20 protein-coding genes are annotated in these 23366 nt (G+C 68.2%); 11 read left to right on the top strand and 9 right to left on the bottom strand.

Annotation, left to right across the window (positions count from 1 at the left end; translation table 11 throughout):
* Positions 1–2499: a type VI secretion system Vgr family protein gene (locus U5771_RS14165; RefSeq protein ID WP_322024558.1), complete on the bottom strand. Its 2499-nt coding sequence runs from the start codon at positions 2497–2499 to the stop codon at positions 1–3.
* A 20-nt stretch (positions 2500–2519) separates the two neighbouring features.
* Positions 2520–2771, bottom strand: a complete 252-nt coding sequence (locus U5771_RS14160; RefSeq protein ID WP_322024557.1) for a PAAR domain-containing protein — start codon at positions 2769–2771, stop codon at positions 2520–2522.
* Between the two features lie 558 nt (positions 2772–3329).
* On the opposite strand from U5771_RS14160, the gene U5771_RS14155 reads away from it, so the two are divergent.
* Positions 3330–4124 carry an SDR family oxidoreductase gene (locus U5771_RS14155; RefSeq protein WP_322024556.1) on the top strand — a complete coding sequence of 265 codons (795 nt, stop codon included), beginning with the start codon at positions 3330–3332 and terminating at the stop codon, positions 4122–4124.
* A gap of 42 nt (positions 4125–4166) precedes the next feature.
* Here the strand turns inward: U5771_RS14155 and U5771_RS14150 are convergent, their stop codons facing one another.
* From U5771_RS14150 to U5771_RS14130, 5 genes are all read right to left on the bottom strand, one after another.
* Complete coding sequence (locus U5771_RS14150; protein WP_322024555.1) at positions 4167–4541, bottom strand: hypothetical protein; 375 nt, start codon at positions 4539–4541, stop codon at positions 4167–4169.
* 223 nt (positions 4542–4764) lie between these two features.
* Positions 4765–5835: an AI-2E family transporter gene (locus U5771_RS14145; RefSeq protein ID WP_322024554.1), complete on the bottom strand. Its 1071-nt coding sequence runs from the start codon at positions 5833–5835 to the stop codon at positions 4765–4767.
* 161 nt (positions 5836–5996) lie between these two features.
* Positions 5997–7106, bottom strand: a complete 1110-nt coding sequence (locus U5771_RS14140) for an NADH:flavin oxidoreductase/NADH oxidase (protein ID WP_322024553.1) — start codon at positions 7104–7106, stop codon at positions 5997–5999.
* Between the two features lie 144 nt (positions 7107–7250).
* Complete coding sequence (locus U5771_RS14135; protein ID WP_322024552.1) at positions 7251–7937, bottom strand: type 1 glutamine amidotransferase domain-containing protein; 687 nt, start codon at positions 7935–7937, stop codon at positions 7251–7253.
* A gap of 419 nt (positions 7938–8356) precedes the next feature.
* Complete coding sequence (locus tag U5771_RS14130; protein WP_322024551.1) at positions 8357–9391, bottom strand: substrate-binding domain-containing protein; 1035 nt, start codon at positions 9389–9391, stop codon at positions 8357–8359.
* A gap of 168 nt (positions 9392–9559) precedes the next feature.
* On the opposite strand from U5771_RS14130, the gene U5771_RS14125 reads away from it, so the two are divergent.
* Entirely contained in the window at positions 9560–11137 is a 1578-nt protein-coding gene (locus tag U5771_RS14125) for a glycoside hydrolase family 68 protein (protein ID WP_322024550.1), read from the top strand.
* Between the two features lie 167 nt (positions 11138–11304).
* Positions 11305–12963 carry a glycoside hydrolase family 32 protein gene (locus U5771_RS14120; protein WP_322024549.1) on the top strand — a complete coding sequence of 553 codons (1659 nt, stop codon included), beginning with the start codon at positions 11305–11307 and terminating at the stop codon, positions 12961–12963.
* 68 nt (positions 12964–13031) lie between these two features.
* Here the strand turns inward: U5771_RS14120 and U5771_RS14115 are convergent, their stop codons facing one another.
* Together U5771_RS14115 and U5771_RS14110 are read right to left on the bottom strand one after the other, a co-directional pair.
* Positions 13032–13781: an SDR family oxidoreductase gene (locus tag U5771_RS14115; RefSeq protein ID WP_322024548.1), complete on the bottom strand. Its 750-nt coding sequence runs from the start codon at positions 13779–13781 to the stop codon at positions 13032–13034.
* Positions 13782–13935: 154 nt separating this feature from the next.
* Entirely contained in the window at positions 13936–14853 is a 918-nt protein-coding gene (locus tag U5771_RS14110; protein ID WP_322024547.1) for a LysR family transcriptional regulator, read from the bottom strand.
* Between the two features lie 300 nt (positions 14854–15153).
* On the opposite strand from U5771_RS14110, the gene U5771_RS14105 reads away from it, so the two are divergent.
* The 8 genes from U5771_RS14105 to U5771_RS14070 all read left to right on the top strand — a co-directional run bounded on the left by U5771_RS14105 (position 15154) and on the right by U5771_RS14070 (position 23188).
* Complete coding sequence (locus tag U5771_RS14105; RefSeq protein WP_322024546.1) at positions 15154–16638, top strand: PLP-dependent aminotransferase family protein; 1485 nt, start codon at positions 15154–15156, stop codon at positions 16636–16638.
* A gap of 95 nt (positions 16639–16733) precedes the next feature.
* Positions 16734–17171, top strand: a complete 438-nt coding sequence (locus U5771_RS14100) for a carboxymuconolactone decarboxylase family protein (RefSeq protein WP_322024545.1) — start codon at positions 16734–16736, stop codon at positions 17169–17171.
* A 10-nt stretch (positions 17172–17181) separates the two neighbouring features.
* Complete coding sequence (locus U5771_RS14095) at positions 17182–17607, top strand: cupin domain-containing protein (RefSeq protein ID WP_322024544.1); 426 nt, start codon at positions 17182–17184, stop codon at positions 17605–17607.
* 306 nt (positions 17608–17913) lie between these two features.
* A complete protein-coding gene (locus U5771_RS14090) occupies positions 17914–18612 on the top strand; it encodes a TetR/AcrR family transcriptional regulator (protein ID WP_322024543.1) in 699 nt (232 codons plus the stop codon).
* A complete protein-coding gene (locus U5771_RS14085; RefSeq protein WP_322024542.1) occupies positions 18609–19574 on the top strand; it encodes an HlyD family secretion protein in 966 nt (321 codons plus the stop codon). Before U5771_RS14090 ends, U5771_RS14085 begins: the two co-directional genes overlap by 4 nt.
* The gene (locus tag U5771_RS14080) at positions 19571–20530 is read left to right on the top strand and encodes an ABC transporter ATP-binding protein (RefSeq protein ID WP_322024541.1); all 960 of its coding nucleotides are present in this window, start codon (positions 19571–19573) and stop codon (positions 20528–20530) included. The genes U5771_RS14085 and U5771_RS14080 overlap by 4 nt, the downstream gene beginning before the upstream one ends.
* Positions 20527–21681 carry an ABC transporter permease gene (locus U5771_RS14075; protein ID WP_322024540.1) on the top strand — a complete coding sequence of 385 codons (1155 nt, stop codon included), beginning with the start codon at positions 20527–20529 and terminating at the stop codon, positions 21679–21681. Before U5771_RS14080 ends, U5771_RS14075 begins: the two co-directional genes overlap by 4 nt.
* Positions 21682–21691: 10 nt before the next feature.
* Positions 21692–23188 carry an efflux transporter outer membrane subunit gene (locus U5771_RS14070; RefSeq protein WP_322024539.1) on the top strand — a complete coding sequence of 499 codons (1497 nt, stop codon included), beginning with the start codon at positions 21692–21694 and terminating at the stop codon, positions 23186–23188.
* Positions 23189–23366 lie beyond the last annotated feature (178 nt).

Here is a 23366-nt window from a genome sequence, read left to right as displayed (position 1 = left end):
TCACAGCGAAAACGGGAATGCCTGATTCACCTTCCCGGACGGGAACGACGGAAAATCGGCAGGTTTCGACTGTGGCGCGTCTGTCGCATGGGCATCCGCATGGACGAGAAATTGGCCGTCCGTGAAGCCGAGAATGCCCTTCGGGCTGATTTCGAGTTCAGTGCCGCCACCGTTCAGTCGGATGCCCTGCTTGGCGGTCAGGTTGATCCAGTCAGTCGTGCTCATCAGTTCAAGTACCTTCTTCGCGACGATCTCGACGTTGTCGCCCTGTGCCTCGATACGCACCTTGCCCGACGCCGCAACCAGCTTGATACCGAGCTTGTGGACAAACAGCGAAAACGCCTCCGCGACACTTGCATAAAGCGACTTTCGCGCGGCAATGCCGACGTGGCCGCCCGTCGTGAGCGCAAGATTTTCGTCACTCGCAATGTGTGTGCTGCCGGCAGTGGTGGTTTCGATACCAGCCGGACTGGCGACCACCAGGTGCGGCGTGCTCATCTCGGGATGCGGCTCATCGCTGGTCGGCGTGCCGCCCCGGATGGCGTCGTTCTGCGCCGTGATCGCCTTCGTGACCTCACTCTGGTCGGCGTCCGCCTGCTGCGCTTCATGTTGCTGCGCGAGCCTGGTCAGGCTCACGTGAATGTCGCGCGCCCGCGTCAGGCGCTGGACCGTCTCACCCATATCCTTCGCGTGCGACTGCGCACCGTTGCGCGCTTCGGTCGTGATCAGCAGCCCCATCGCCGCGCGCACGACTCCCCACAAATCGGTGCGAAGATCAAAGCCCTTGCCGCGTGCGTCTTGCCGTCCCTTGTTGCCCAGGATGCGCCGCACGAAACCGAGACTCAGTTGCGAGGTGCCGTAGTCGCTTGATAACTGCGTCTGAATTTCGCCGCTCGTATCGTCCTGCACGAAGTGGTTTGACTGGCCGCCTTTCAGTCCACGACTGCGGAAGCCCGAGAGCGCCTGGTTGTCCGGTAGCGCCCAGGCTGGCTGGTTGAACGCGTTCACCACACGTCCTGTCACCACCGGCAGGTCAGGGTCGCCATTGATATGCTCCACCAGCACTTCCTGGCCGATGCGCGGCAGGTGCGTCGCTCCGAACTGGTTGCCCTGCCACGGTGACGACACGCGCACCCAGCAGCTTGACGTGTGATCGCGCGCTCCCCACCGGTCCCAGAGGAACCGGACCTTCACGCGGCCATACGCGTCGGTCCAGATTTCCTGCTCCGCGGGACCTGTTACGACCGCGTATTCCGGGCCGAACGTGCGCGGCTTCGGGAGGGTCTGCGCCGAGCGGAACATTTCGCTCGTGGGCTGGATTTCGAATTCCGTCGTGCAACGGTAGTGCTGGCCGGTGCCGCTCGCCTGGGCCACTTCCTCAATCGTGAGCGTGCTGGAGACGACCAGGTATTCACGATTGGCCGCCTGCTGCGGGTAGCGTTCCAGCGTGAAGGTCTGCCCGGTCACGAGGCCACGCAGATTGCCCGCTCCCTTCGCACGCAGGCCGGCGCAGCGAAGCGCATCCATGCGCACCCGCACCAGATAGTCCGCTTCGCGCTTCGCATCGTTATGTTCACCGGACAGGCCGCTCACGCCCGCCTGCGGCTGCGCGTAATCGCCCCATCCGTAATGTTCCTGACCGGCATGCGCGGTATCGCGCGGGTTTTCGTCGCGGCTCGTGAGATCCGCGCGCGGACCGGTATAGTCGTAATCGACACTCGTGACGCGTCCGGTCGTCAAGTGGTTTTCTACCGACAGTTCATGGATGTGCTCTTGATCGATACGCTTGCCACCCGGCGCCTCGTAGCGAATCGCACGGTACGCTTCGCCATGCGGTCGGTGCGCGCCAATCGAATCACAGAGGATCAGCCGGTGATGTCCGTCACCATGATCGAACCAGAAATAGATGCCCCACTCTTGCCACAGGCGGCAGACAAATCCGAAATCGCTCTCCCAGTTTTGCCGTTGGATGTCACGCTTCGGGTAATTCCCGACCAACCATTTCTCGACCGGGAACATATAGGCGGACAGCACGGCATCCGTGATCTCCATCACATCCATGTCCTGGAACAGGCGGCAGTCCTGGTTCTTCGTGGCAAGCCACAGCCACGGGCGCAGCGTAAGTTCGTACACCATCGCGCGGCCTTCCTCGCGCACGAAGCGCGCGGAGGTGACCAGGCCGGTGATCTCGCGTGTGCCCGCGCCGATATTGCCCATGCCGGTATTGCCTGGCATGCGGGGAATAAAGGTGCCGATTCCCTCGATCTCGACTAACACTGTGACCTCGGTGCCAATCAGCTTATCCAGATCGACATTGGCAGCGATCCTCGGCGAGAACGCCAGCGTATCGGCCGTCCTCAGTTCGAGCATGTAGCAGAACAGCTCGCCAAGCGTTTCGGTACCCGACAGACGTGCCGGCACCAGAACTGGCGTACCGTTGAATACCGGCAATGCCGCGCCGGCAACAGCCAGCGTGCGGGACTGGAGAAAATCAGGCATGGGGAGATCCTTGCAGAAAATCAGCCGCGCATCAGGGTTGCGCCGCAACCGGTCTTGTCGCCCAGGTGGGCGACGCGCACGCCGTGATGGGTCCGCTTGCCGGTCGCGATGATAGGGAAGGTGCCGCCGCACTTCGGGCATGCGACCCGATGGCCGTCAAGCGCGACGGCAACACCCAGGTGCTTCAGATCGGGGGCCGCCTCGATTATCTTGCCGCCGTGATCGGTCGTATCGTCAAGCTGCGCCATGTCGCGACCCTGTTCGTTTTTCATGCAAACTTCCCTTTGGCATTTACTGTCTGGCTGATAAAGCGCCAGCGGTGCTGGGCTAATCGACTACACGAAATGCACGAATAAAACGTGCCCCAAATATTTCTCCGTTTTTTCTCAGGGCGCAATCGGATAAGTATGAAAATTAGTCTCGAATCGATGCGCAGCACCGTCCCACGGCAAATGCGCCTGTCGCCGCCCGGGCCGCTTTATCATTGATTGACGTTCACCAGATTCTGGCTAATATGGCCTCTATCGGGATGGTCAAAGTCCAATCCCAAACAAAAAAACCCGCGTGTAGCGGTTTTTTAATTTAAAAATCTCTTTGGACGTCGGATCCGCCCGGCATTCGTATTCGGTTACACGCTCGTACACTCTTGCCTTGATAATGCAAATCAGCCCGCACCTGACTCGTTCGCTTTGCCTTGTAAGAAGATTTTCTGTAAACATGTTCGCCGCAATGGACATCGATCCACTACGCGAGATACTTACCTAAGCTTTGAATTCCGGCCGCCGCGGCATGCCCGGCGGATTCCGTTCCCTCTTCCAACCGGTACGCTCATGCACATCGATCTGACAGGCAAGACCGCGGTCGTCACCGCTTCCACCGCCGGCATCGGGCTGGCGATCGCCGAAGGGCTCGCGCAGGCGGGCGCACGCGTCGTCGTCAACGGCCGCAGCGACAAGTCGGTCGATGCCGCGCTCGCGCTGCTGCGCAGCGCGGTACCCGGCGCGGACGTCGACGGCGTCGCCGCCGATCTGTCCGATGCCGCCGGCGTCGCGCGCATCGCGCAGCACACGCCGGAGGCCGACATCCTGGTCAACAACGCGGGCATCTACGGGCTGAAGGCGTTCTTCGACATCGACGACGACGAATGGGCCCATTACTTCCAGATGAACGTGATGTCCGGCGTGCGACTCGCGCGGCACTACCTGAAGGGGATGCTCGCGCGCAACACGGGCCGCATCGTGTTCATTTCGTCGGAATCGGGCCTGAACATCCCGGTCGACATGATTCACTACGGGTTCACGAAAACCGCGCAGCTGGCGATCGCGCGCGGCCTCGCGAAACTCGCGGCCGGCACTAACGTGACGGTCAATTCGGTGCTGCCGGGGCCGACGATGTCGGAAGGCGTGCGGGCGATGCTGAAGGCGACGGCCGACGAAACGGGCCGCAGCATCGACGACGTCGCGGTGGATTTCGTGCGCAGCGAGCGCGCGACGTCGATCATCCAGCGGCCTGCCCAGCCGGAGGAAATCGCGAATCTGGTGGTGTACGTGTGCTCGCCGCAGGCTTCGGCGACGACGGGCGCCGCGCTGCGCGCCGACGGCGGCGTGCTCGACACGATCGCTTGATGGCGCGGACGGGCACGACAGGCCCGGTGGCGAGCCGCCGCGCTATCGGGAAGCGGCCTTGCCCGGCTGGAGCGTGCCCTTGCGGTCGGCGTCCATGCAGGTATCGAAGCCGTGTTGCGTGACGGCACCGGCATTATCGAACACGACGAAGAAAGTGCGGTGATCGTTGCCGTGCTCGATGAAGTAGTTGTAGCAGACGCCGCTGCCGTTGCGGACCATCCACACGCTGCGCGGGTTGCCGCCGGCGCGGACGACGTCGGCGCGCGTCGCGCCATGCCGCGACGCGGCCCTCGCCAGCGGCGTGCGCGAATACGAGAACGGCAGCCACGAGTCGAACCACGCGCAGCCGTGCAGCATCAGGCAGCTGGCGGCCAGGGACAGCGTCGCGGCGGGGCGGGACATCGGAATCAATCGCATGCTGGGTGAAATCTGCTGCGCCATGCCGGCGTGATCGAAAGCCCCATGCTACTAGACCTTTGGGTCCGGATCGAAAAGAAATGTAGAGACTTGTGTCCGACGCCCCGCTCGACGCGGTCCGGCGCGCGCCCGAACGTCACGAATCGTTGCGGCACCGCGCGGGCTCGCACACGCGTCGATGGCGCTGAGCCGATGTGACGAATCGGCGCAACGGTCGGCATCGTCAGGCGATCCATTCGGTCCACAGCATCGTCAGCACCGTCATCAGCGCCGGGCCGACGAACAGCCCGATCAGGCCGAACGTCTCCGCGCCGCCGAGGATGCCGAACAGCACGAGGAGGAACGGCAGGCGGGTCGAGCTGCCGATCAACACCGGCCGCACGAAATGCTCGGCGACGAACACGACCACGAAGCCGAGCACCAGCACCACGACGGCCCACGCGGTCGCACCCTGCACGAACAGCCAGAGTGCCGCGCCGCAGAACACGATCGGCGCGCAAAATGGCAGCATCGCGGCGACGGCCGTGACGAGGCCGAGCAGCGCCGCATGCGGGACGCCCGCGAGCGCATACGCGACGCCGAGAATGGCGCCCTCGCCCAACCCGACGACGACCAGCCCCGTGACCGTGCCGTACACGGCCGCGACCATCCGTTCGATCAGATCCGCGCCGCCGCGGCCGAACGCGCGCCGCGCGCCCTGCAGCAACGCGCCCGACAACTTGTGGCCGGCCCGCATGATCACGAACAGCGTGACCAGCATGAAGCCGAATTCGAACAGCGCATGCGCGAGCTTCGTGCCGAACTGCCGGCCGAACGCGATGAACTTCTCGCCGCTCGCGCCATGCATCGCGGTGCCCGCGTGCAGCGGATGACCGAGATTGGCCTGCCACCACTCGCTGACCTGCGCGGCACCGTACGGCAACCGGCTGACGACGTCCGGCAGCGGAATGCCATTGTCCTGGATCGATTGCAGCCAGATGCGCAGGTCGTGCGCCTGCGAGATCGCCTGCCCCAGTGCGATCGCGACCGGCAGCACGACCAGCAGCGACACGCCCGCGGTGATCGCGGTCGCGATCAGGGTCGGCCGGTCGCGAAACCAGCGACGGGATTCGAAGCGCTTCAGCAACGGCCACAACGCGATCGCGATCACGCATGCCCACGCGACAGCGGGAAGGAAATCGCGGATCACCCACAGCGCGAGCACCAGCAGCGCCGCATACAGCACGGCGCGGGCGATCTGCTGCGCGCGCGGCCGCGCGGCGGAATCCTGGGAGGGCGAGACTTGTGCGCGCATGGCACCTCGGTCGAAATGAAAAAATGGCGGTTCGTGCAGGCCGGAAGCCTGTACGAACCGCCATTCTATCCATCGGCGCCGCAACGGCATGCGCACGCAGTGCCAAGCATCGTCAAATGCATGCCGCGAACGCCGCACCGCCGCGCGGTGCAACGCGTGGCTCAGGCCACCTTGTCGGCGATGCGATAGCGTTCGAGCCAGTGCGCGTACGGCGCGGGCAGCGTCCACGACGGACGCTCGACCCCGAGCTGCTTGGCCGCGTAGTACGGCCAGTGCGGATCGGCAAGATGGGCGCGGCCGACCATCACGAGGTCGAGCTGCTGTTCGGCGACGACGCGCTCGGCCAGTTGCGGCGTGTCGATCCCCCACGCGGACGATACCGGCAGGCCGGCCTCGCGGCGCACGCGTTCCGCGATCGGCGCGAGGAACGCCGGGCCCCACGGAATGCGCGCGTCGGGGGTCGAAAAGCCGACCGACACGCTCAGCATGTCGAGGCCTGCCTGCTTCATCCGCTGCGTGAGCGCGATCGATTCGGCCAGCGTTTCTTCATCGCGGCCGTCGTATTCGATCACGCCGAGGCGCGCGGTCAGCGGCAGATGCTCCGGCCAGACCTGGCGGACGGCCTTCAGCGTATCGACGAGGAAACGGCCGCGGTTTTCCGCCGAACCGCCGTACTCGTCGTCGCGCTGGTTCGAATGCACGGAGAGGAAGCTCTGGCCCAGGTAGCCGTGCGCGAAGTGCAGTTCGAGCCATTCGAAGCCGAGGTCGCGGGCGCGCTTCGCCGATGCGACGAAGTCGGCCTGCACGCGGGCGATGTCGTCGTGCGTCATCGCGCGCGGCGTCTTCGGCAGGTGCGCGCCGAACGGTACCGCCGACGGGGCGATGGTCTGCCAGCCGTGCGGATCGCCGTCGGCGATGTGGTCGTCGCCTTCCCACGGACGGTTCGCGCTCGCCTTGCGGCCCGCATGCGCGATCTGGATGCCCGGCACCGAGCCGGCCGCCTTGATCGCCGCGACCGACGGCGCGAACGCCTCGGCCTGCGCATCGGTCCACAGCCCGGCGCAGCCCGGCGTGATGCGGCCTTCCGGCGACACCGCCGTCGCCTCCGCGATCACGAGGCCCGCGCCGCCGCGCGCGATGCCGGCCAGATGCACGTGATGCCAGTCGTTGACGACGCCGTCTTCGGCGACGTACTGGCACATCGGCGGCACCGCGATGCGGTTGCGCAGCGTGACATCCTTGAGTTTGAACGGTTCGAACAGGGCAGACATCCACCACTCCTTTGCTTGGTTCTGCGAAACGACTGGATGAGCCGCCGCGCGGTGCGCACGGCGGAACGATTCGGGCCGTCGCCGGGGCGGTCGCGCCCGACGACGGAAACGATCTGGCGCCGGTCGTGCCGGCGCCGGGCCGGCTTACTGACGGCCGAGCTTCGCGAGCAGCGCCTCGGCGGCGGGCTCCGACGACGCCGGGTTCTGCCCCGTGATCAGCAGCCCGTCGGTGACGACATGCGGCGCCCAGTCGGCGCTGCGCTCGAACTGCGCGCCGTTGGTCTTCAGCATGTCCTCGACGAGGAACGGCACCACTTCCGTCAGCTCGACGGCCGCTTCCTCGCTGTTGGTGAAGCCCGTCGCACGCTTGCCGCGCACGACCGACTCGCCGGTCTTCGGGTCCTTCACGTGGCGCAGCACGCCCGGTGCGTGGCACACGGCCGCGACCGGCTTGCCGGCCGCCAGCGCGCGCTCGATCAGGCCGATCGAATGCAGGTCCTCGGCGAGATCCCACAGCGGGCCGTGCCCGCCCGGATAGAACACCGCGTCGTAATCGTCGACCGACACCTCGGCCAGCTTGCGCGTGGCGGCGAGTTCGGCCTTGGCGGCGGGATCCGCGTCGAAGCGGCGCGTCGCGTCGGTTTGCGCGGCCGGATCGCTGCTTTTCGGGTCGAGCGGCGGTTGGCCGCCCTTCGGCGACGCGAGCGTCAGATCGACACCCGCATCCTTGAACGCGTAGTACGGCGCGGCCAGTTCCTCGAGCCAGAAGCCGGTCTTCTTGCCGGTGTCGCCGAGCGTGTCGTGCGAGGTCAGGACAACCAGAATCTTCATGATCGGACACTCCTTCGAAATGGCGGAATGGGGGGACGGGGCCGCGTTGCTGCGGCGGGCGTGACGCACGCCACGTGCCGGCGACGACGGCGCGCCTGCCGGTTAGTCCGCTGGCGCGCGTCAACGTGCCGGCTCCGTACCGAAAATATTGCTCGAGCCTATTAGACCAGTCGTCTAGACGAGACTCGAAAAAATGACGCCGTCGCCTGCACGACCAGCATCGCAGCGCGATATGGCAGTTTCGCGTCCGTGCATCAGGAACGACGTCGCATTCATGAGGCTGGATGATAGCCCCGGATTAGACCGGTCGTCTAGAAACCCGGTATTCAGCCCTGCCGCCGTCATGGCTTTTGTGACGGCGCGCAGCCCGCAACGTCCGTTGCCGGTCGCATCCCGCTCCCCGGCTCGCGCCGCGTCGGCTAACCGGGCAGCGGCCCGTCCGTATCGCCGGCCTCGATCATCGGCATCTCGAGCCGATGGCCGCGGACACCGTCCGCGAGCAGGCCCAGCATCAGGTCCGCGAGCGCACGTCCCGACGCATGTCCGGTCGGCTGCACCACCGCCGTCACGCGATGCGGATGCGCGACGTCCGGCGGCACGCCGTCATAGACGATCAACGACATGTCCCGCCCCAGCCGCAAGCCGCTGTCGGCCAGCGCCCGGAACGCGCCGCCGCCCGCGATATTGTTGTCGACCAGCAGCGCGGTCGGCGGCTCGGCCCGCGCGAGCAGTGCCTGCGCGGCTTGCTGACCGCCGTCGCGCGTAAACGGACACTCGACGAGCAGCGCAGGATCGGGTTCGATGCCGGCCTCGCGCAGCGCCGCGAGATAACCGGCGCGACGCTGCATCGCGAAATTGAGCGACAGCGGCGCACTGATCATCGCGATACGGCGATGGCCGAAGCCGATCAGGCGCCGCACCGCCTCGCGTGCGCCCGCTTCGTTGTCGAAATCGAACCATGCGTAAGGCTCGGCGGCTTGCGTGCGGCCATATGCGACGTACGGAAACGCGCTCGACCGCAGGTACGCAATGCGCGGGTCGTCCACCAGCGTGCGCGCGACGATCAGCCCGTCGACGAGCTTGCCGTCGACGAGCCGACGATACGTGTCCAGCTCGGCGTTCGGCCGCGCGGCCGCGATGATGAAGTCGAGATTGCGCTCGGCCAACCGTTCGGTGATGCCCGCGGCGACTTCGCCGAAGCGCGGATCGCCGAGATCGCCCGCGCCGAACGGATACACGATGCCGATCGCATCGGAGCGTCCCGTCGCCAGCCGGCGCGCGGTCGGATCCGCGACATAGCCGAGTTCGCGCGCGACCTTCATCACGCGCTCGCGGGTCGCCTCGCTCACGTCGTCATAGCCGTTCAGCGCGCGACTGACCGTCGTGCGCGACAGTCCGAGCGCATCCGACAGCGCCTTCAGATTCACCTTCACGTCGCTCCTCGCGTTATGCATGCCATCCGGCCGGGCCGCTCGCGCAGCAATTATTTCCGAATGGTAGTTATTACCGTCAAATATTTATCTTTTGACGTCCAAACCGGTTTGAAATAGCATCCAAACCGGTTTGGACATCGATGCCGCCGTCAGTCGTTCCCTCTCACCGTCAACGGAAACAACGCCGACATGACTTACTTTCCTTTTTGCCGCGCGACCGCGGCCAAACGTTTGCTGTTCGCCGGCGCCGCACTGGCCGCGTTCGCGTCCGCCGCGCACGCGCAGACCGCCGGCGCCCCCGCGCCCACGCCGCACACGCAGCAGGCCTACGACCCCGACGGCAACTTCACGATGCGCTGGACCCGGGCGGACATCCGCCAGATCGTCGCGCAGTCGCACACGGCCGGCGCCGACCGGAACTCGCTGCCGCAAGCGCTGACGATGCCGGATATCCCGCAGGACTTCCCGCTGGTCAACTCGAACGTGTGGGTCTGGGATACCTGGCCGCTGGCCGACCTGCGCGCGAACCAGCTCAGCTACAAGGGCTGGGAAGTGATCTTCTCGCTGACCGCCGATCCGCATGCGGGCTACACGTTCGACGATCGTCACGTCCATGCACGCATCGGCTTCTTCTATCGCCGTGCCGGCATCCCCGCGTCGCAGCGGCCCGCGAACGGCGGCTGGACCTGGGGCGGCCACCTGTTCCCGGACGGCGCGAGCGCCAAGGTGTTCGGCACGTCGCCGATGACCAACAACGCCGAATGGTCGGGCTCCGCGCGCCTCACGCACGGCGACAACGTCAGCCTGTACTACACCGCGACGTCGTTCAACCGCTCGGCGCCCGGCGGCGCCGACATCACGCCGCCGCAGGCGATCATCACGCGTGCCGACGGCCACATCCATGCCGACGACAAGCACGTCTGGTTCAGCGGCTTCGACGATCACAAGGCACTGCTGCAGCCGGACGGCAACTACTACCAGACCGGCCAGCAAAACACCTACTTCTCGTTCCGCGATCCGTTCGTGTTCACCGACCCCGCGCATCCGGGCAAGACCTACATGGTGTTCGAAGGCAATACGGGCGGCCAGCGCGGCGCCCGGACCTGCACCGAGGCCGACCTCGGCTACGCGCCGAACGATCCGTACCGGGAAGACCTCAACGCCGTGATGAACTCGGGCGCAGTGTATCAAAAGGCCAATGTCGGCCTGGCGGTCGCGACGAACCCGCAACTGACCGAATGGAAGTTCCTGCCGCCGATCCTGTCGGCGAACTGCGTCGACGACCAGACCGAGCGCCCGCAGATCTATCTGAAGGACGGCAAGTACTACCTGTTCACGATCAGCCACCGCACCACGATGGCCGCGGGCGTCGACGGGCCGGACGGCGTCTACGGTTTCGTCGGCAACGGCATCCGCAGCGACTTCCAGCCGCTGAACGGCGGCAGCGGTCTCGTGCTCGGCAACCCGACCGACTTCTCCGCGCCGGCCGGCGCGCCGTATTCGCAGGATCCGAACCAGAATCCGCGCGAATTCCAGTCGTATTCGCACTACGTGATGCCGGGCGGGCTCGTCGAGTCGTTCATCGATGCGATCGGTCCGCGTCGCGGCGGCACGCTCGCGCCGACGGTGAAGGTCAACATCAACGGCACGTCGACGGCGGTCGACCGCGCGTACGGACGCGGCGGCCTCGGCGGATACGGCGACATCCCGTCGAACCTGCCGGCGACGGGCGCCGATCACAACGGCGGCCCGGGCACCCGCCCGTAACGGGTCCGCTACGGACGCGGCGGGCACCACCCGCCAGCGTCGAGGCGGCGCACGTCGCGCGTGTCGCGTGCGCGCCGCCTCCCTTGTTCGCTGAATCGCGCCTGCCGCCGTCGCAAGCGGCATGCGCGTTCCTTTCCCGCTTCGCGCGCCGAAGCACGGAACCCCGTATGAAATCGACGTTTTTTCGCTTTTCCCTCCGAATCGCCCGGCTGCTGTTCGCTTGTGCCGCAAGCGCGGCCTGCACGCACGCCACTGCCGCGCCCTGCGGCACGCCGCCCGGGAACGGCACGCCACAATGGCGACCGGCCGTGCACTACACGCCGCAACGCAACTGGATGAACGATCCGAACGGCCTCGTGTACGAACACGGCCGCTACCACCTGTTCTACCAGTACAACCCGGTCGGCCAGGACTGGGGCAACATGTCGTGGGGCCATGCGACCAGCACCGATCTCGTCCACTGGCGCGAGCAGCCGGTCGCGATGCGCGCGAACGCGACGGAGGAAATCTTCTCCGGCTCGATCGTCGCCGACACGCACAACACGTCCGGCCTCGGCGCGCCGGGCGAGACGCCGCTGGTTGCGCTTTACACGAGCGTCTATAAGGACGGCTCGGGTCACGCACCCGGCACACAGGCGCAGTCGCTCGCGTACAGCCTCGACCACGGCGCGACCTGGCGGCCCTACGCGCGCAATCCGGTGCTCACGCTCGATCCCGAATCGAAGCAGTTCCGCGACCCGAAAGTGTCGTGGTACGCGCCGGGACGCTACTGGCTGATGACGACGGTCGTCGCCGATGCGCAGGTCGTGAAGCTATACCGTTCCGACGACCTGATTCACTGGTCGTTCCTGAGCGATTTCACGCTGCCGGACGTACCGCATGCGGGCGTGCTGTGGGAGATGCCCGACCTCGTGCCGCTGCCCGTCGACGACGATCCGCGACACATCAAGTGGGTGATGATCGTCAACGTCAACCCGTGGTCGATCGCCGGCGGTTCCGGCGCGATGTACTTTGTCGGCGATTTCGACGGCCGCACGTTCGTCCCCGATCGCGTCGCACCGGCCGGTTCCGATCCCGCGCGATTCCGCTGGGTCGATCACGGCGCCGACTTCTATGCGGCCGGCACGTTCTCCGGCGCGCCGGGCGCGCGCCCGGTCGCGATTGCATGGATGAGCAACTGGGACTACGCGGCGAAAGCGCCGACGGCGCCGTGGCGCGGCGCGACGACCTTGCCGCGCGAACTCGCGCTGAAGACGATCGGCGGCGCACCGACGCTCGTCGTGACGCCGGCCGCCGCGTTCGATGCGTGGGCCGACGGGCGGCCCGCCGTGCATGAAGTCGATCTGAACGTCGAGTCCGCCACTCGGGCGCTGTCGCCGGCCACGCGCGGTGTCGTCCAGCGCATCACGGTAACGATCGCGCCGCGGCGCGCGGCCCGCGCGGGTTTGATCGTGCGGGGCTCGGCGGATGGCTCGGTCGGCACCCGGATCGTGTACGACACGGCGAAGCACACGCTGACGCTCGACCGCTCCCGCTCCGGCGCAACGGACTTCGCGGGCACGTTCAGCCGCGAACACATCGTCGATCTGCCGCTCGAGCACGGACGGTTGCAGCTCGAAATCGTCGTCGATCGCGGTTCGGTCGAAGTGTTCGCGAACGGCGGCCGCGTCGCGCTGACGGACCTGATCTTTCCGCCGCTCGATGCGGACCGCGTCGCCGTGTTCGCCGAGCACGGGAGCGCGACCTTCTCGGGCTTGACGGTCACGCAGCTCCACGGAAGCAATCAGGCCGACGATGCCCGTGACGCCTGTGCATCGCGCCAATGATGCGATTGCACGGCGGGGCCGCACCGCCCGACATTGCGTCAGGCCGCGCAGCCCCGCCGGTCATACGATCAAAGCAAGCCCATCCCGCCCGACGCGATGATCTCCGCGCCGACGATGAACGCGGACTCGGGCGCGCTCAGGTGCAGCACCGTCGACGCGATTTCGTCCGGCGTGCCGAACCGGCCGATCGGAACCAGCCCCTTGATCTTGTCGGCCGTCTCGTCGAGCGTCGCCGCGTCGAGGCCGAGCTTGCCGTACAGCGGCGTCTGGACCGGCCCGGGGCTCACCACGTTGACCCGCACGCCGTGCGGCAGCAGTTCCGTCGACAGCGTCTTCGCGAACGAATTGACGGCCGCCTTGCTCGCCGCGTACACGGACGAACCGGGCATCCCGATGTGCGCGTTGATCGAGCCGTTGATGACGATCGATGCGCCGCGGTTCAGCAGCGGGACGAGCGCCTGGATCTGGAAATACGCGCCCTTCACGTTCGTGTTGAACACGAGGTCCCACAACGCCTCGTCGATATCCGCGAACGGCGCGAGTTTCGCGACGCCCGCGTTGATGAACACGGCGTCGAGCCGCGCACCGGCGGCCACGATCGCGTCCGCCAGCGCCCGAGCCGACGCGACGCTGCCGGCTTCGTTGCGGATCGCGAGCGCGCCGTCGCCGAGGCTCTCGCGCGCGGCGGCGAGCGTCTGCTCGTCGCGACCGGTGATGATGACCCGCGCGCCTTCGGCCGCGAATGCCCGCGCGGCCGCCAGACCGATGCCGCTGTTGCCGCCCGTGACGAGTACCGTTTTTCCTTCGAAGCGTTGCATGATGTTCTCCTGTGAACCGGTGAATTGACCGTGACCACAGGATGCGCGCGGCGCCCGGCGGTGCCGTACGACCGGCGCGGCAGACATGTTCGAAATCTTCGAACGTGTTCGCCGGGGCCCGTCCGGCGCGTGCCCGCGTGCCCTCCCGGCGCACTCATCCCGCCACGTCGATCCCGTCGAGCAGGCGCTGCGCGAGCCGCGGCTCGCGCAGTTGCTCCAGCCACCATTGCAGCGCGCGGCCGTCGCGGTCGCCGCGCCATGCGACATACAGCACGTTCGGTTCGCGCGGATCGGCCGTTTCCTTCTCGACCAGCTCGCCGCGCGCCAGCAGCGACGCGACGCGCCGGCGCGGCACCCAGCCGATGCCGAGCCCGTCGCGCTGCGCGAGGATCTTCGCGCGCATCGACGGCACCGCGAGCACCGCCTGCCCGCCGAGCAGCCCGTACGCGCGGCCGACGGCCCGCCGCGACGAATCCGCGACGACGACCGCGCGATGCGCGCCGATCGCGTCGCGGGTGAGCCGCTCGCCCGCCGACGCCAGCGGATGGCGCGGCGAGACGGCGAACACCCATTCCATCGCGCCGAGCTCGAACCACTTGAAGCCCGGAATCGCCGGCGGCTCGTTGGTCGCGCCGACGACCAGATCCGCGCGACCGTCGCGCAGCGCTTCCCAGGTGCCGCCGAGCACCTCGTGCGTGAAACGCAGCGACACACCCGAATCGAGCGCATCGAACGCGCGGACGACCGGCAGCAGCGTGTCGAACTCCAGCACCTCGTCGCTGACCATCCACAGCCGGTCCTCCCAGCCGCTCGCGACCTGCCGCACGCGCTGCGTGAGCCGCGCGACGTCCAGCGCGAGGCGCGACGCCTCGTCGGTCAGCAACTGGCCGGCCGGCGTGAGCTGCAGCCGGTAGCCGCGCCGGTCGAACAGCAGCGCGTCGAAGCGCGTTTCGAGCTGCCGCGCGGCGTGCGACACGGTCGACGGCGCCTTGCCGAGCCGCGCGGCCGCCCGCGACAGGCTGCCAGTGGCGCGGATCGCATCGAGCAGCGCGAGTTCGTCTTCGGACAGCATGCGGACACTCCGGTCGGGGGTTCTGGTGGATCGTAAGGCAGCGGCGGGCGACGGTCCAATCGAATGGTGCCGTGCCCTATGCGGGGCTCGCCGGCATCGGGCGGATGCCGCGCCGGCCGCTCTTGCCCGGCGGCGCAGTGCCAGCCGGCATGGCCGACCGGTCTCACGGGCAGCCTTCCCCGTTTAGGCAACGCAATGATGACCCCACGAGCCGCACGAAGCCGCCCGCGCGCCGATCCGGCCACGAACTTCCGGTATGCTGATCGACGTCGAATTCCAGCATTTGAGGTAACCACTGCGATGGACATCGCGATCCGCATCGAAGGCCGTCACGACCTGACCGGGCAAATCTTCCGGCAGCTGCGCACCGCGATCGTCGACGGGCGGCTCGAAGGCGGCGCCCGGCTGCCGTCGACGCGCGATCTCGCGAAGCAGCTCGGCGTGTCGCGCAAGACGACGCTCGACGCGTTCGAGCGCCTGGTCGCCGAGGGCTACCTGAACACGCGCGCGGGCGACGGCACGTTCGTCGCCGACGGCCTCGCGCGGGTTCCGCATACGGCGGCGGCCGCGACACCGTCGCTCGTCGAGGACACACCGCCTGTCCATGCCGTCGACGCACGCGCCCTGTGGGACGACCTGCCCGACGCGCTCGCGATGCCCGCGCCGCAGGACTCGCCCGCCTTCGACTTCCGCGGCGGCGTGACCGACAAGACGCTGTTCCCGTTCGACGCGTGGCGCCGCTGCCTGCACCACGCGTTGCGCCAGCAGGCGCGCGGCCCCGGCCAGTACCACGACCCGGCCGGCGATCCGCAGTTGCGCGGCGCGATCGCGCGCTACGTCGCGTTCAGCCGCGCGGTCGCGTGCGGCTGGGACGACGTGCTCGTCACGCAAGGCGCGCAACAGGCGCTCGACCTGATCGCGCGCGTGGTCGTGCGGCCGGGCGACGTCGTCGCGGTCGAGAACCCCGGCTATCCGCCGGCGCGCGCGGCGTTCGCCTCGCTCGGCGCGACGGTGATCGGCGTGCAGGTCGACGCGCACGGCCTCGTCACCGAGCGGCTGCCCGACGACGCACGCCTCGTCTACGTGACGCCGTCGCACCAGTTCCCGCTCGGGATGCCGATGACGCTGGATCGGCGCATCGCGCTGCTCGAATGGGCGCAGCGCCGCCGCGCGGTGATCATCGAGGACGACTACGACGGCGAGTTCCGCTTCGAAGGCCGGCCGGTCGAGTCGCTGAAGAGCCTGGACCGCACGGGCCTCGTCGCCTACGTCGGCACGTTCTCGAAGACGATCTTTCCCGAACTGCGGATCGGCTACGCGATTCCGCCGCGCGCGCTGCGCGGCGCGCTCGCCAAGGCGAAGCAGATCGTCGACTGGCATACCTGCACGCTGACGCAGGCGGCCCTCGCGCGCTTCATGCTCGAAGGCGATTTCGCGCGGCACCTGCGGCGCGTGCAGAAGCACTACGACGCGCGCCGCAAGATGCTGCTCGCGCATCTGCGCGGCGGCCTCGCGCCGTGGTTCGAACCGATCGTGCCGACCGCCGGCATCCACCTCGCCGCACACCTGAAACCGGGGCTCGACGAAGCCGCGCTGGTCCGCGCGGCGCGTGAACACGACATCGGCCTGTACGGGATCTCGGCATTCCACGTCGGCTCGGCGGCCCGCGCGGGGCTGCTGTTCGGCTATGGCGGGATCGACGCGCTGCGCATCGACACCGCGCTCGCGAAACTGGCCGCGCTGCTGGATTCGGGCAGTGTCGGCGGTTTGCCACTGGTTACCTGAATTTCCCCAGAATTGGACATTCAAGCAGGCCAATCGCACGCTTAAAGTGGGTCCTGTCGCGCCACCCGGCGCACCCAACCGAAAAAGGACCCGCCATGCAACCGCGCCTGAACTTCTATGCCGCCAGCCCGAACGCGATCAAGGTGATGCGCAACGCCGAGGAATTCCTCGCGAAAAGCACGATCGAGAAGCCGCTCGCCGAACTCGTCCGGCTGCGCGCGTCGCAAATCAACGGCTGTGCGTTCTGTGTCGACATGCACACCACCGATGCGCGCAAGGGCGGCGAGACTGACCGCCGCCTCGCGACGGTCGTCGCCTGGCGTGAAACGCCGTTCTTCACCGAGCGCGAACGCGCGGCGCTGGCGTGGACCGACGCGCTGACGCTGGTCGCCGACAACCACGTGCCCGATGCCGTCTGGGACGCCGTGAAGCCGCATTTCAGCGATGAGGAGCTGTTCGACCTGTCGATGCTGATCGCGACGATCAACACGTGGAACCGCTTCGCGATCGCGTTCCGCAAGATGCCCGAGTAAGGAGTCGACGATGATGCGCTCCCGCTCCATGCTCCGCCGCGCGATGCTGTGCACGTCGCTCGCGCTCGGCGCCGCGCTGCCGGCCGCCGCCCACGCACACGATGCCGGCGACGCCGTGCACGCGCTCATGCAACAGCCCGTGCCCGAAGCGCCCGGCAAGCTCGCCGTCGTCGCGACCGTCGACTATGCGCCCGGCCAGGCGTCCGAAGCGCACCAGCACCTCGGCTCGGTGTTCGCGGTCGTGTCGAAAGGCGAAGTGCTGTCGCAGGTGAACGACGGCCCGGTGCGCCGCTATCGCGCCGGCGAAGGCTGGTACGAGCCGCCCGGTTCGCGCCACCAGGTGTCGCGCAATGCGAGCGCGACCGAACCCGCGCAGCTCGTCGTGTTCGGGCTGACGGGCGAGCATGCGCCGCTGAAGTCGCCGATCGATCAGTGACGACGTTTCACGGGTGCGTGCCGTGTCGGGTACGCATCCGTGCTGCACGGCCGGCTTTCCGGCCCGTGCCGCGCGGCTGCCTCACCGGTTCCGGGGGCCGCCGCTCCGCCGGTTCCCCACCGTTTCCCCGCCGTTCCCCGTCGTTTCCCCATTAGCCGCTCCCTACACTCCGCCGCCAGCACACACCCCTTCGCCGCGCCGCCGCCCCGCTCGTCCGCGCCGCCATTCAACGCGCACCTGATCGCGATCAACGCGGGCGAAAACCCTTCCTTGAAATTAACTAACTCATCAATTAGCGTCGATGTCATGAACGCGAAATCCACCGTCGCCAGGCCGCGCGGGCGCCGCCCGTCGGTGGACGACTTCGACCTGCGCGACCACATGCTCGACGTCGCGATCCAGCTGTTCGCCGAGCGCGGCATCGCGGCCACGACGGTTGCGCAGATCGCCGCGGCCGCCGGTGTCACGTCGGCGATGGTCCATTACTACTTCACGAATCGCGAGCAACTGCTCGACGCGATCGTCGAGGAGCGGCTCGCGCAGGTCATCGCGTTCGTGTGGCGGCCGACCGCCCCGCACATCGAAAACGATCCGTTCGCGCTCGTCACCGAACTCGTCGACCGCTTCTTCGACGTCACGCACCGGATGCCCTGGCTACCGTCGATCTGGCTGCGCGAGATCGTCCATGAAGGCGGCCTGCTGCGCGAGCGGATGGTCCGGCGCATTCCGCTCGAGCATGTCGGGCGGTTTGCCGAGCGCATCCGCGCCGCGCAGCAGGCGGGTACGCTGAACCCCGCGCTCGAGCCCGCGTTCCTGTTCCATTCGATCATCGCGCTCGTGATGCTGCCGCTCGCCACCGCGAAGCTGTGGCAGAGCGCGCGCGGCCTGCCGCCGATCGATCGCGACGTGCTGCATCGCCACGTCCGCGCGCTGCTCGGTTCCGGCATGCAGCCGCCCGCCGCCGCGCCGGATGCCGACGCGCATTCGCGACGGAGGCCGTCGTGAACGCATCCCGCCCGCTGCCGCTCGCACTGGCCGCCGCCGTCGCGCTGCTCGCCGGTTGCGGACGGCCGGCGGACGACGTCGCGACCTACCAGGGCTATGTCGAAGGCGAATTCGTGTACCTGTCGTCGTCGCAGGCGGGCACGCTGACGCAGCTCTCCGTCGAACGCGGCCAGGCCGTCGCGGCCGGCACGCCGGTGTTCTCGCTCGAAGCCGTCAACGAAACGGCCGCGCTGCGCCAGGCGCAACACCAGCTCGAGGCCGCACGCGCGCAGCTTGCCGACCTGCGGACCGGCAAGCGCCCGCCGGAAGTCGCGGTCACGCGGGCGCAGCTCGCGCAGGCCACGGCACAGGCCGCGCGGGCCGCCGCGCAACGCGAGCGCGACGAACGCCAGTACGCGGCCGGCGGGCTGTCGAAACAGCAGCTCGACGATTCGCGCACGTCAGCGCAGACCACCGCCGCGCAGGTACGCGAGTTGCAGAACCAGGTCGACGTCGCGCGGCTGCCGGGCCGTGAGCAGCAGGTGGCCGCCCAGGCCGCGCAGGTCGATGCCGCGCAGGCGGCCGTCGCCGAAGCGCAATGGAAACTCGACCAGAAGCGCGTCGCCGCGCCCGCCGCCGGGCGCGTATACGACACGCTCTACCGCGTCGGCGAATGGGTGCAGGCCGGCAATCCGGTCGTGCAGATGCTGCCGCCGCAGAACCTGAAAGTGCGGTTCTTCGTGCCGGAGGCCGCCGTCGCATCGATCGCCCCGGGGCGCACCGTCGCGATCCGCTGCGACGGCTGCGCGGCCGACGTGCCCGCACGCGTCACCTACGTGTCGCGCGAGGCCGAATACACGCCGCCCGTGATCTATAGCAACGAGAGCCGGACCAAACTCGTGTTCATGATCGAGGCGCGCCCGGCCGTCGCCGACGCGCCGAAGCTGCACCCGGGCCAGCCCGTCGCCGTGAGGATGCGATGAACGCGCCGCCCGCTCCGTACGCGATCGACGTTGACCGCCTGAACAAGCGCTTCGGCGACAAGCACGTCGTGAAGGACGTCTCGCTGCGCGTCGCGCGCGGGGAGATCTTCGGGTTTCTCGGGCCGAACGGCAGCGGCAAGACGACGTCGATCCGCATGATGTGCGGCCTGCTCACGCCCGACTCGGGCAGCGGCACCTGCCTCGGCTACGACATCGTGCGCGACAGCGCGCAGATCAAGCGGCGCGTCGGCTACATGACGCAGCGCTTCTCGTACTGGGAAGACCTGTCGATCCGCGAGAACCTCGATTTCGTCGCGCGCGTGTACGGGATGCCCGATCGCCGCGCGGCCGTCGCGCGCGCGCTCGACGGGCTCGGCCTCGCGAGCCGCGCGGACCAGCTCACCGGCGCACTGTCCGGCGGCTGGAAACAGCGCCTCGCGCTCGCCGCATGCATGCTGCACGAGCCGGAGCTGCTGCTGCTCGACGAGCCGACCGCCGGCGTCGATCCGGCCGCCCGCCGCGACTTCTGGGAAGAACTGCACCGGCTGGCCGCGCAAGGCATCTCGGTACTCGTCAGCACGCACTACATGGACGAAGCCGAGCGCTGCCACAAGCTCGCGTACATCGCGTACGGCGAGCTGCTCGCGCAAGGCACGTCCGCGGAGATCGTCGCGTCGCAGCACCTGTCGACGCGCACGGTCACCGGCGGGCACCTGGCCGAACTGTCCGCGCGCTTGCGCACGATGCCGGGCGTCGACCAGACGGTCGTGTTCGGCTCGGCGCTGCACGTGAGTGGCCGCGATCGCGCGCTGCTCGACGCGACGCTCGCACAGGTCGCGGCGCAGGTGGACCGTCACGCACAGCTGCAGGTCACACCGGTCGACACCGGGCTCGAAGACGTCTTCATCTTCATGATGGGCCGCGCGTCCGGGCCGCCCGGCGGAGCGGCGACATGAACGCGTGGACGCGCCTGCGCGACGCGTTCTCGATCGCGCGCTGGTGGAGCATCGTGCTGAAGGAATTCCTGCAGCTGCGCCGCGACCGCGTGACGTTCGCGATGATCGTCGGCGTGCCGATCATCCAGCTCGCGCTGTTCGGCTTCGCGATCAACACCGATCCGAAACACCTGCCGACCGCGGTGATCGTCGCCGACTCGAGCCCGTTCGCGCGCAGCTTCATCGCCGCGATGCGCAATTCCGCGTACTTCGACATCGTCGCGACGCTGCCCGACGAAGCGGCCGGCCGGCATGCGCTCGCCCGCGGCGACGTGCAGTTCGTGCTGAGCGTGCCGGCCGATTTCTCGAAGCGGCTGCTGCGCGGCGAGCGCCCGTCGCTGCTCGTCGAGGCGGACGCGACCGATCCCGTCGCGACCGCGTCGGCGATCGGCGCGCTGCCGGGCCTCGTGCAGCCCGTCGCGGATAAAGACCTGACGGGCCCGCTCACGCACCTGAACGGCCGCCCGGCCGCGTTCGACGTCGTGCTGCACCGCCTGTACAACCCGGAAGGCATCACGCAGTACAACGTCGTGCCGGGCCTGATGGGCGTGATCCTGACGATGACGATGGTGATGATGACGGGCCTCGCGATCACGCGCGAACGCGAGCGCGGCACGATGGAGAACCTGCTGGCGACGCCCGTGCGGCCGCTGGAGGTGATGACGGGCAAGATCGTCCCGTACGTGTTCATCGGGCTGATCCAGGTGTCGATCATCCTCGTGGCCGCGCGCTACGTGTTCCACGTGCCGTTCGTCGGCGGCATGTTCGCGATCTACCTGTCCGCGCTGCTGTTCATCGCCGCGAACCTGACGGTCGGCATCACGCTGTCGTCGCTCGCGCAGAACCAGCTGCAGGCGATGCAGCTCGCGGTGTTCTATTTCCTGCCGAACATCCTGCTGTCGGGCTTCATGTTTCCGTTCGCCGGGATGCCGAAGTGGGCGCAGTTCATCGGCAACCTGCTGCCGCTCACCTACTTCAACCGCCTCGTGCGCGGCATCCTGCTGAAAGGCAACGGCTGGGCCGACCTGTGGCCGTCCGTGTGGCCGGTCGCGCTGTTCACGCTCGTCGTGATGGGTGTCGCGCTGCGCTTCTACCGGCGCACGCTCGACTAGGGGCCGCGCGATGAAACCGCCTTCGCGTCGCGCCTCCCACACCGCCCGCGGCTTCACTGCCGCTGCCGTTGCGCTGCTCGTCGCCGGTTGTGCGGTCGGGCCGGATTTCCGCACGCCCGACGCGCCGGCGACGCAACGCTACACGCGCGACGAAGCGCCCGACGCGACGGCAACGGCGGCGTCCGGCGGCCCTGCCGGCGACGCGCAGACGTTCGCACCGGCCACGCACACGTTGCAACGCTGGTGGACCCGCTTCGATTCGGCGCCGCTCAACCAGCTCGTCGACACCGCATGGCACAACAGCCCGACGCTCGCCGAGGCCCGCGCGCGGCTCGACGAAGCGCGGCAGAACCATGCGGCCGAAGCCGGCGCGACGATGCTGCCGCGCATCGACGCGAACCTGTCCGCCACGCGCGAGAAGGTCGACATCGCCGCGTTCGGGCTGCCCGCCAACGTGCCGGATCCCGGGCCGTTCACGCTGTACGACGCGTCGGTGAGCGTGTCGTACGCACTCGACGTGTTCGGCGGCAACCGGCGCGCGCTCGAGGCGCTGCGCGCCCAGGTCGACTATCAGGCATACACGCTCGACGCCGCGCGGCTGACGCTCGCGGGCAACGTCGTCGCGACCGCGATCCTGCGCGCGTCGCTCGCGCAGCAGATCGCGCTCACGCGGCAGCTCGTCGACGCGCAGGCCCGGCAGTTGCGGATCGTCGAAGCGCGCTTCGCGGCGGGCGGCGTATCGCGGGCCGACGTGCATGCGCAGCGCACGCTGCTCGCGCAGACGCAGGCCTCGCTGCCGCCGCTCGCGGCGCGCTTCGCGCAGGCCGGCCACCGGCTCGCGATCCTGCTGGGCGCGCCGCCGTCCGACGCCGAGCTGCCCGACCTCACGCTCGACGCGCTCGCGCTGCCGCGTACGCTGCCGGTCGCGCTGCCGTCGACGCTCGCGCGCGAACGGCCCGATATCCGCGCGGCGGAGGCCGTGCTGCACCAGGCGAGCGCGAACGTCGGCGTGGCGACCGCGAACCTGTATCCGCGTTTTTCGATTTCAGCGGGGATCGGTTCGGAACGCACGCGCATCGCGGATATCGTGAGCGGGCTCAATGTGTGGAACGTCGGCCTCGGCCTGACGCAGCCGCTCTTTCACGGCGGCGAGTTGCGCGCGAAGAAGCGCGCGGCCGAAGCCGCGTACGACGCCGCGTTCGCGAGCTATCGGGAAACCGTGCTGCTGGCGCTCCAGCAGGTCGCCGACGCGATGCGCGCGGTCGAACACGATGCGGCCGAATTGCAGGCGAGAGACACGGCCGCTGGGGAAGCGGCAGCAAGCAACGCAATTGCCGGCGACCGTTACGCGGCGGGCGGGATCAGCACGTTCGACCTGCTCGACACGCAACGGCAGGCGCTGCAGACGGCGCTCGACCGTACCCGCGCGCAGGCCGACCGGCTGGCCGATACGGCGGCGCTGTTCCAGGCGCTGGCGGGGAACTGGATGGATGATGCGGCGCGGTGACCGACAGGACGGCGTCGGCACCGACCGGACACTGCCGGCCTGCACGTCATGCACCGCATGGCGGCACACTTGTCAGGCTCGGCTGCCGTCGCTGCCCGCCTCCATTCCATGACCGCCCATGACTGAACCCGCAATACGCACAACGCGTGCCGCAAATGGAAAAACCGGCCCGAAGGCC

The organism is Burkholderia sp. BCC1977, assembly GCF_905339595.1.
In the GTDB taxonomy this organism is placed as follows: Bacteria; Pseudomonadota; Gammaproteobacteria; order Burkholderiales; family Burkholderiaceae; genus Burkholderia.
The sequence above is the reverse complement of the archived record's forward strand: the minus strand, read 5'-3'. Positions and strand labels throughout refer to the sequence as shown.

Coding starts and splice junctions, on each gene's coding strand:
- U5771_RS14165 (WP_322024558.1), bottom strand. CDS start 2,499: ATGCCTGATTTTCTCCAGTCCCGCACGCTGGCTGTTGCCGGCGCGGCA.
- U5771_RS14160 (WP_322024557.1), bottom strand. CDS start 2,771: ATGAAAAACGAACAGGGTCGCGACATGGCGCAGCTTGACGATACGACC.
- U5771_RS14155 (WP_322024556.1), top strand. CDS start 3,330: ATGCACATCGATCTGACAGGCAAGACCGCGGTCGTCACCGCTTCCACC.
- U5771_RS14150 (WP_322024555.1), bottom strand. CDS start 4,541: ATGCGATTGATTCCGATGTCCCGCCCCGCCGCGACGCTGTCCCTGGCC.
- U5771_RS14145 (WP_322024554.1), bottom strand. CDS start 5,835: ATGCGCGCACAAGTCTCGCCCTCCCAGGATTCCGCCGCGCGGCCGCGC.
- U5771_RS14140 (WP_322024553.1), bottom strand. CDS start 7,106: ATGTCTGCCCTGTTCGAACCGTTCAAACTCAAGGATGTCACGCTGCGC.
- U5771_RS14135 (WP_322024552.1), bottom strand. CDS start 7,937: ATGAAGATTCTGGTTGTCCTGACCTCGCACGACACGCTCGGCGACACC.
- U5771_RS14130 (WP_322024551.1), bottom strand. CDS start 9,391: ATGCATAACGCGAGGAGCGACGTGAAGGTGAATCTGAAGGCGCTGTCG.
- U5771_RS14125 (WP_322024550.1), top strand. CDS start 9,560: ATGACTTACTTTCCTTTTTGCCGCGCGACCGCGGCCAAACGTTTGCTG.
- U5771_RS14120 (WP_322024549.1), top strand. CDS start 11,305: ATGAAATCGACGTTTTTTCGCTTTTCCCTCCGAATCGCCCGGCTGCTG.
- U5771_RS14115 (WP_322024548.1), bottom strand. CDS start 13,781: ATGCAACGCTTCGAAGGAAAAACGGTACTCGTCACGGGCGGCAACAGC.
- U5771_RS14110 (WP_322024547.1), bottom strand. CDS start 14,853: ATGCTGTCCGAAGACGAACTCGCGCTGCTCGATGCGATCCGCGCCACT.
- U5771_RS14105 (WP_322024546.1), top strand. CDS start 15,154: ATGGACATCGCGATCCGCATCGAAGGCCGTCACGACCTGACCGGGCAA.
- U5771_RS14100 (WP_322024545.1), top strand. CDS start 16,734: ATGCAACCGCGCCTGAACTTCTATGCCGCCAGCCCGAACGCGATCAAG.
- U5771_RS14095 (WP_322024544.1), top strand. CDS start 17,182: ATGATGCGCTCCCGCTCCATGCTCCGCCGCGCGATGCTGTGCACGTCG.
- U5771_RS14090 (WP_322024543.1), top strand. CDS start 17,914: ATGAACGCGAAATCCACCGTCGCCAGGCCGCGCGGGCGCCGCCCGTCG.
- U5771_RS14080 (WP_322024541.1), top strand. CDS start 19,571: ATGAACGCGCCGCCCGCTCCGTACGCGATCGACGTTGACCGCCTGAAC.
- U5771_RS14075 (WP_322024540.1), top strand. CDS start 20,527: ATGAACGCGTGGACGCGCCTGCGCGACGCGTTCTCGATCGCGCGCTGG.
- U5771_RS14070 (WP_322024539.1), top strand. CDS start 21,692: ATGAAACCGCCTTCGCGTCGCGCCTCCCACACCGCCCGCGGCTTCACT.